Source organism: [Clostridium] aminophilum, from assembly GCF_900101295.1.
GTDB classification, from domain to species: Bacteria; Bacillota; Clostridia; order Lachnospirales; family Lachnospiraceae; genus Clostridium_R; species Clostridium_R aminophilum_A.
Genome location: NZ_FOIL01000018.1, coordinates 46,625 through 54,911, shown reverse-complemented (window position 1 = coordinate 54,911; position 8,287 = coordinate 46,625). Strand labels below are relative to the sequence as shown.

The following is an 8,287-nucleotide window of genomic DNA, read 5'->3' as shown; positions in this document are numbered from 1 at the left end:
TAGTGAAATCTTTGCCAGACGAAACACAATACTCATTTAATTTTTCAGAAACAGCTTTTATCTCAGATAATAGAAGTTTTTTAAGATGTTTAGGTTTCATATGCGACCTCCTTGCAATCAAGATTCCCTTAATTACAAGGGCCGCTTTCGCTACATCATTATCATTCAATAGCGAAAGCGGCCGCACATTTTGATTTTTGTGTCAAGTGTTTATATAAAAAAAAGACCCCAGTATTATTTCTAATACTGAGATCTTTGATTTTGTCACCTTAACTTAATGACATTGACCGAATCGGTGAGAATCTCTTAAAAATATTATTCCATATCACAGGAAATCTTTTTTTGGTTACGCTCCGTCAGTACCTCATCAATCGCCGCAAAATCAAAAATGCGGTTGCTGATTGCGACAATGAGACAGGCATCCCGCACATCTTTCGAATACAATTCCCGAAAGCCGTATAATTTCAATGCCCGGTTCGTCTCCTTCAAGTCAAATTTGCCGGCAAGACAGAAACGCAGAATCAGATCCCGGTTTTCGGTATGTTTTTCCATTCTCAGAATCTGTCCGCCATAGGATTCCGAAACACCGGACGCAATGTATATGTCTTTCAAGGAAATCTTTCTCTCATCGAAAACATATTTCATATAATAATAAAAGGCTTTCTTCTCATCAATCAGATCTCTTCGATGAATTATCAGATAGTCGTTTAACTGCTCCGGTCTCATCTTTTCCAACATTCGGTTTAATTCATCCGTGGATTTGTCTTTCTTCAAGTCTATTCCTCGATTACTTCCGTTACATCCAATGCCTCTAGTGCCTCAATTACTTCTCTTGCTGTAAACCGCTGGTCTGCATCCAATCGGATACACCGCTCAATAACATCCCATATTTTTCCGGATGCCTTCTTCTCTTTTGGAAATGTACCCGTAAGCATCACATTTAACAACATACCTACAGCATAGATATCCGATTTCTCACAGGAACCGGACAATCCGTATCCGACCTGTTCCGGTGCAGCGTAGTTCTCGGTTCCAAGATAACGCGTATCCTCTGACTGATCCGGTTTATACCATTTTGCCGCATTCATATCCAGCAGATAAACCTCCGCATCAAATGAAAGAATAATGTTCGACGGTTTGACATCACGATGTACAATCGGGGTCGGCAGATGATGCAGTGAATCCAAAATCTCGCAAATTCTCTTTACAATATCTATCGCGTGTTTTGGAGATATCAGCTTGTCCTTCAGAAGTTCTTCCAGAGTAATCCCATGAATATACTCCTCAATAACGATTAATCCATTATCTCCTTCATATAGTTCCACAATCCGCGGCATATGTGCTACCGGATGCTCTTTCAGGTACTGATACACGCTTTTATCATAAATCCGAAGGAACTTCTTAACATAGATGATACCCTGCTCCCTGTTATATACAAGAGAAATGTCGTCTCTTCCGGCAAGAGGTTCCTCATCGGTATAAACCGACAGCATCAATACCTCATCATCCGTCATTCCCTTGTACGGATTGTTTTTTTCTGCCAGGAATTCTTCTTCCGTAACGTATATTTCTCTCTGATCGAGTTTGTTTTCATATCCACAGAATATACATTTCCACTGGCCGAGCGTTTCATCAAAACCAGGCTGATCATTCATGGGTTCACCGCATTGATCACAACACCAGACAATGTCCGATTCCGTTTCAATGTCAGGATTGATCAGCATCTGACCACAGCCTTTGCAAACCCAGTAATTCATGCTGGGATCGAATCCCTTCTGAAGCAAAAGCGAGGCAAAACAGCGTGTGCAATAATCAAAGGATCCCTCTTCTTTTTCCGAAGAAAAAGCAGACGGATCCACATATTTTATCTTTTGAGTCGACGCAGAATTCATTTTTTTATCTTTCGTATCAGTTCATCCGCAATGATATCCGCCATATACAGCTTATACGCCAGTCTTGTCGGCTGCGGCGGAACCTTGCAATCATAGCCTTCCGTCTGCTCTCCTGTTGCAATCGCAAAATACACTTTCCCCGGAACACTGTCCGGGTTGTTCGGATCCGTGTTCCCGAAGCTTCCCGTCACGCCGATCCCGATATCGGTTCCATAGAAGTCGCGGCATACCCTGGCCATTTCCGACGCGGTCTCCTTTGAATAGACACCATATCGGTCAATGACCTCCGCTGGAACACCCTGACGGATTTTCGCCTCATTGCTGTATGTGACAAATGCACCCTTCATAATCGCGGAGGCCCCTTCCGTGTCCGTAAGCAGAGACGCAATCTGCCCGGAAGTACAGCTTTCCATTGTTGTGATCGTAATTTGTTTTTCAATCAGCTCACGGACAAGAATGTCATATTTTTTTCGAACCTTATCATAATCGAGCATTTGATCCTCTTCTTTTCCTGCCGTTTCCGCTGGGGTCTGCCTGGCTGCGGTCCCGCAACCGACAGCACAAATACATCCTGCCGCAAACACAGCAAACATGCATTTCCTATTCACCGAAAAAAACATCCTCTCTGCCTCTTGATTTTCGCGTCTTGCTCCGTATTATCCGTCATATTCCGGCCGACGGTCACGAAACACCCCCCAGGACATACGAAAGTCTTCCAACTCATCCAGATCATAGGAGGCGGTCAAAACTTCTTCCTTATCCCGGCTGCCGTCCCGAACGATCGCACCGGTCTGATCCGTAATAAAGGATGAACCGTAGAATTGGAGAGAAGAATCCTGCATATTGTTCTCCGGACACGGAGTTACATGCTCCAGTCCGATGCGGTTTGCTGCCGCCACCGGCATCAGATTGCTGCCGGAATGTCCCTGCATACATCTTCTCCAGTGCGGCATGCTGTCCGTTTCGAGAACCGGCTCCGAACCGATTGCCGTCGGATACAGCAGCACTTCTGCGCCAAGGAGCGCCATCTTCCTTGCCGGCTCCGGGAACCACTGATCCCAGCAGATTCCGACACCGATGGTGCCGAACTCTGTCTTCCAGACTCTGTAACCGGTGTCGCCCGGCGTAAAATAGAACTTCTCCTGATAGAAATGGTCATCCGGAATATGCGTTTTCCGGTAGACACCCATAATTTCACCATCGGTCCCGATCATTGCAATGCTGTTGTAGAGCACCGTTCCGTCCTTTTCGTAGAAACTGATCGGCATCGCCACATGGAGGTCTTTGCATACTTTTTGAAAATGCCTCACAGCGGCATTATCCTGAACAGGAGACGCAAACGCATAATATTCGTATCGTCTTTCCTGGCAGAAATACGGGCGCTCAAAGAGTTCCGGCAGCAGGATGACCTGCGCGCCGGAAGAAGCTGCCTTTCTGGTCAGCTGATCCGCTTTTTCAATGTTTTCCTCCGGAGAAGCGGTCATCGACATCTGAACCGTTCCGATTGTTATATTTCTCATCTTCGTTTCTCCCACCGTTTTCACAGATCTGCACAGCTTCCGGCATAGCCGCCGCCAGCCAAAACCCGCCGCATCCATCTTATTCGAACTTCGCAGTATCCGTCTCATGTACGCCGTAATTTATATGGGATACATGAGACGGTCCGGAATCAGGCGCCCTGTCCGGGAGTTCCCGGAATCTGCTGGGTGATGCAGTGAATATTGCCGCCTCCGACAATAATCGCTCTCGCCGGAACCGGAATCACTTCCCGTCCCGGAAAAAGCTGCTTCAAAAGTTCACATGCGCTGACGTCATTCTCATCCCCAAACTGCGGAACAAGAACACAGCCGTTTCCTACATAAAAATTTACATAGCTTGCCGCAAGACGTTCTCCAACTTCCCGCTCGTCTTCTCCCGGTTCCGCCTGAAGTCCTCTCAGGTCTTCTTCGCCGATACGAACCGGCTCTTTGGGAATCAGAAGTTTATGAACCCGGATTCTTCGTCCCATCGCGTCCGTCTCTTTTTCCAGCACGTCCAGATCCCGCTTACTGAGTTCGTACTGCGGATCCTCCGGGTCATCGGTCCAGGCAAGAACTGCCTCTCCCGGTGCGGTAAACGCAAAGATATTATCCACATGCCCATCTGTCTCATCATGATAGATTCCGCTCGGAAGCCAGATGACCTTTTCCGCATTCAGCATCTTCTTCAGACGTTCCGTAATCTTTCCCCGTGTCAGTTCCGGATTCCGTCCAGGACTGAGAAGACATTCCTCCGTCACGACAACGGTACCTTCGCCGTCGGTGTGGATGGAACCTCCCTCCAGAACAAAGTCCTGCGCGTCATAACAGTCGATATTCAGCGCTTCGCAGATCGAACGGGCTGCTGCATTATCTCTCTCCCAGGAAGCATACAGACCGTTGTATTCGCCGCCCCACGCATTAAACCGCCAGTCGATTCCGCGAACCGTACCCTCGGCATTCACGACGCAAGTCGGGCCGACGTCCCGCGCCCAACTGTCATCGGTGGGTATTGTCAGTACATGAATCGGGTAGTAAACCGAATCCAGAAGACGTTCCGCCTGTTCACGATGCTCCCCATCGGCCAGAACCCATACTTCCTCGAAACGGGAGAGCTCATGTGCAATCCCCGCAAAGACCTTCTGTGCGTCCTTTCCGTCATACGGCCAGGATCCCGGACGAACCGGCCAAATCAGAACCGTACCACGATGGTTTTCATATTCCGCCGGCATGCGGAACCCGTCATCCGCCGGCATTTTATTTTGTATAAGCATATCTGACTTTTTTCCTTCTCAACCATTTAAAAAAATGGTTCCGTCCGATCACTCAAATAATTTAATTAACGTTCAAATTATCTCCTGCGCTATTCTCAGGATAGACGGTTCTTAAAATCTTCATATCCGAATCTGCGGATGAGACGGCAGTCTCCGCTTTCATCCATCGCCCAAATAGATGGCAGACCGATGCCGTTAAACGTATTGTTTTTCACCATCGAATAGATCGCCATATCCTCAAAATAAAGCCGCTCTCCCTCTTTCACCTCATGGTCAAAGGAATAATCTCCGATGATGTCACCGGAAAGGCAGGTACAGGAAGACAGACGATAGGTGAAAGCCTTTTCGTCCGGTTCACCCGAATCCCGCAGCGGCGGCCGGTACGGCATCTCAATCACATCCGGCATATGGCAGGCGGCGGATGCATCCAAAATCAGCGTCGTGATCCCGTTTTCCACCTGATCCATCACCTCGGTAACAAGATATCCTGCATTCAGCGCAATCGCTTCTCCCGGTTCGAGATAAACTTCGACACGGTATGTTTCTTTCATATGACGAACCAGCCGGATCAGACGCTGCCGGTCATAATCCGGCCGCGTAATGTGATGACCGCCGCCCATGTTGAGCCAGCGGATCTGCGGCTGTGAAAGAATATCACCGAACTTGTCTTCGACCGCCTGAAGCGTTGTCTCCAGATCATCGGAATTCTGTTCGCACAGTGTGTGAAAATGAATTCCTTCCACATACTTCCAGGCCTCAGGATTCCGCCGGATCGCCTCTTTCAGCCGTATGGACGTCACTCCGAACCGGGATCCCGGCGCACACGGATCATAAATTGCATGGTCCGTCTGCGTGGAACACTCCGGATTGATCCGGAGACCGATGCCGGTGTGTCCTGCCGGATGAAGAGATGCTATCGTCTCTCCGTATTTCTCAAGCTGCGAATAGGAATTTACCACAATATGATCGCAGATTTCCGCAATCTCCCGGATTTCCTCCGGCCGGTATGCGCAGGAAAAGATATGGTTTTCTTTTCCCATCTCCTCATGCCCGAGCTTCGCCTCGTGAAGACTGCTGGCGGTCGCACCGGCAAGATACCGGGCGATCAGCGGATACTCACAGAAACCGGAAAACGCCTTCTGGGCAAGCAGAATTTTACAGCCGGCCTGATCGGCGGTATCCCGCAGAATCTCGAGATTCTCCTTCATTTTCTTCTCGTCGATTACATAGGCCGGTGTCGGAATCCTGCAAATATCCATTCTTCTGTCTCCTCGTATATTATCTCTTATAACCGTTACATTTCATACATCGTATCGCTGAATCTGTGACACGACGATCTCGCGGCCGTGGACTTTTTCCTTCGAATCTGCCGCAGCTCAACCGCATTTTCCCCGGATCAGTCTACGAGAGTCGGATTTTCGACAACCTTCCACGGGAGACCCCATTTGTTCAGTGCCTCCATGTAAGGATCCGGATCAAACTCGTCGGTGGTAAACACACCCGGTTTTCTCCACAGACCGTTTGCAACCAGCATGGTTCCGATCATCGCCGGAACACCGGTGGTATAGGAAATCGCCTGAGAGCCGACCTCGCGGTAGCACTCCTGATGATCACATACGTTGTAGATGTAAATGCTTCTCTCTTTTCCATCTTTTTTGCCGGTGAAAATGCAGCCGATGTTGGTCTTTCCCTTTGTGCGCGGGCCGAGAGAAGCCGGATCCGGAAGAAGCTCCTTCAGGAACTGAATCGGGACAATCTCCGTACCGTTGAAATTCACCGGCTCAGTGGAAAGCATGCCGACATCTTCCAGACAGCGCATATGATCCAGATAACTCTGACCAAAGGTCATGAAGAAACGGATGCGCTTTACCTCCGGCATATTTCTTCCCAGTGCCTCAATCTCCTCGTGATGAAGAAGGTACATATCCTTCTTCCCCACACCCTCGAAATCATACTCGCGATGAATACTCATCGCCGGGATCTCAATCCATTTGCCGTTCTCCATGTAGGAACCCGGTGCGGAAACTTCACGCAGATTGATTTCCGGATTGAAGTTGGTGGCAAACGCGTATCCGTGATCGCCGCCGTTGCAGTCCAGAATATCAATGGTGTCAATGGTGTCAAAATAGTGTTTCTTTGCATATGCCGCAAACACGGAAGTCACACCCGGATCAAAACCGGTTCCGAGAAGTGCGGTGAGACCGGCCTTTTTAAAACGCTCCTCATATGCCCACTGCCAGGAATAGTCAAAATAAGCGGAGAATCCCTTTTCTTTGCATCTCTTCTCATAGATCGGACGCCAGGTCGGATCCTCGGTATCTTCCGGCTCATAGTTTGCGGTATCAATGTAGTGAACGCCGGTCTCCAGGCAGGCATCCATAATCGTCAGATCCTGATACGGAAGCGCAACATTGAGAACTGCTTCCGGCTGATAGGAACGGATGAGTTTGACCAGTTCCTCTGTGTTGTCCGCATCCACCTTTGCGGTCGTAACCTTCGTTCTGGATCCGCTCTTTTCAATCTTATCCTTTAACTCGTCGCACTTGGATAACGTACGGCTTGCAATCATCAGTTCCGTGAAGACCTCATCGTTCTGACATGCTTTCTGAATTGCCACCTGCGCAACACCGCCGCATCCGATCACTAAAATTCTGCTCATCCTCTATGTTCCTCCTCTGACAAAATGTCCTCTACGTATTTCGGAAGCATAAATGCTCCCTGATGAAGATTTGTTGTATAATACCAGGTTTTTAACCCGCGTGCATTCCATCGCTTCGGATCAAAATCACGAAGCGGATGATATTTCTTCGAGGCAAATCCAAACATCCAGTATCCCGCCGGACAGGTCGGAATGCTCGCCTGATAGACTCTGCTGATGGGGAAACTGCGGAATGCTTTCCGATGCATCGCCCGAAATGCCGCCTCGTCCTCATCATAGAATGGACTTCCGTGCTGATAGACCATCACGCCGTCAGCGTGGAGGGCACGGCTGCAGTTTCCGTAAAATTCCCTGGTAAACAGTCCCTCGGTGTGGCCGAAAGGATCCGTCGAATCGTTGATGATCAGATCGTATTTATCCGCGCATCGGCGAAGGTAACGAAGTCCGTCCATATTGATGATATTCACCCGACTGTCGTCAAACCCTTTGGCGGTTTCCGGAAAGAACTCTCTGGAAACCGAGATAAACATCTCATCCGGTTCCACCACATCGATGGATTCAATCTCCGGATACTGTGTCAGTACCTTTGCGACGCCGCCGTCGCCGCCGCCGATGATCAACACGTTCTTTACATTCGGATGGACAGCCATCGGTACATGAACAACCATCTCGTTATAGATAAACTCGTCTGCTTCCGAAAAAACAATGTCGCCGTCCAAAACAATCATTTTTCCATATTCATCGGACTGAAATACATCAATCCGCTGATAATCACTCTGCCCGGAAAACAGCTGTTTTTCAACCCGGACCGTTGTCTTGACATTCTCGGTGTCAAGCTGCGAAAACCAGAATTCCATTTTATCCTCCAGCCTCAGGCAGTCTTGCCAGTCTGTCTGAGCCTCCAATCAACGTCTGAACGCTTACTTTCAAACGTTCCCTCTTCTT

At 48.7% G+C, this 8,287-nt stretch carries 8 protein-coding genes; all 8 read right to left on the bottom strand.

What is annotated here, in order from left to right:
• Positions 1-315: 315 nt before the first annotated feature.
• The gene (locus BMW41_RS06595) at positions 316-738 is read right to left on the bottom strand and encodes a hypothetical protein (RefSeq protein WP_177171177.1); all 423 of its coding nucleotides are present in this window, start codon (positions 736-738) and stop codon (positions 316-318) included.
• Between the two features lie 38 nt (positions 739-776).
• Positions 777-1,757: a serine/threonine protein kinase gene (locus BMW41_RS06590; RefSeq protein WP_177171179.1), complete on the bottom strand. Its 981-nt coding sequence runs from the start codon at positions 1,755-1,757 to the stop codon at positions 777-779.
• Positions 1,758-1,888: 131 nt separating this feature from the next.
• Complete coding sequence (locus BMW41_RS06585; protein ID WP_031471471.1) at positions 1,889-2,386, bottom strand: CinA family protein; 498 nt, start codon at positions 2,384-2,386, stop codon at positions 1,889-1,891.
• 162 nt (positions 2,387-2,548) lie between these two features.
• Positions 2,549-3,412, bottom strand: coding sequence for an N-carbamoylputrescine amidase (aguB, locus tag BMW41_RS06580; RefSeq protein ID WP_074649399.1), 864 nt, complete (start codon positions 3,410-3,412; stop codon positions 2,549-2,551).
• Positions 3,413-3,561: 149 nt separating this feature from the next.
• On the bottom strand, positions 3,562-4,683 hold the full coding sequence (aguA, locus tag BMW41_RS06575; RefSeq protein WP_074649398.1) for an agmatine deiminase: 1,122 nt from the start codon (positions 4,681-4,683) through the stop codon (positions 3,562-3,564).
• Between the two features lie 95 nt (positions 4,684-4,778).
• Complete coding sequence (gene nspC / locus BMW41_RS06570) at positions 4,779-5,942, bottom strand: carboxynorspermidine decarboxylase (protein WP_074649397.1); 1,164 nt, start codon at positions 5,940-5,942, stop codon at positions 4,779-4,781.
• A gap of 137 nt (positions 5,943-6,079) precedes the next feature.
• Positions 6,080-7,342, bottom strand: a complete 1,263-nt coding sequence (locus tag BMW41_RS06565) for a saccharopine dehydrogenase family protein (RefSeq protein ID WP_074649396.1) — start codon at positions 7,340-7,342, stop codon at positions 6,080-6,082.
• Positions 7,339-8,199 carry a polyamine aminopropyltransferase gene (speE, locus tag BMW41_RS06560; protein ID WP_074649395.1) on the bottom strand — a complete coding sequence of 287 codons (861 nt, stop codon included), beginning with the start codon at positions 8,197-8,199 and terminating at the stop codon, positions 7,339-7,341. The genes BMW41_RS06565 and speE overlap by 4 nt, the downstream gene beginning before the upstream one ends.
• Positions 8,200-8,287: the final 88 nt, after the last annotated feature.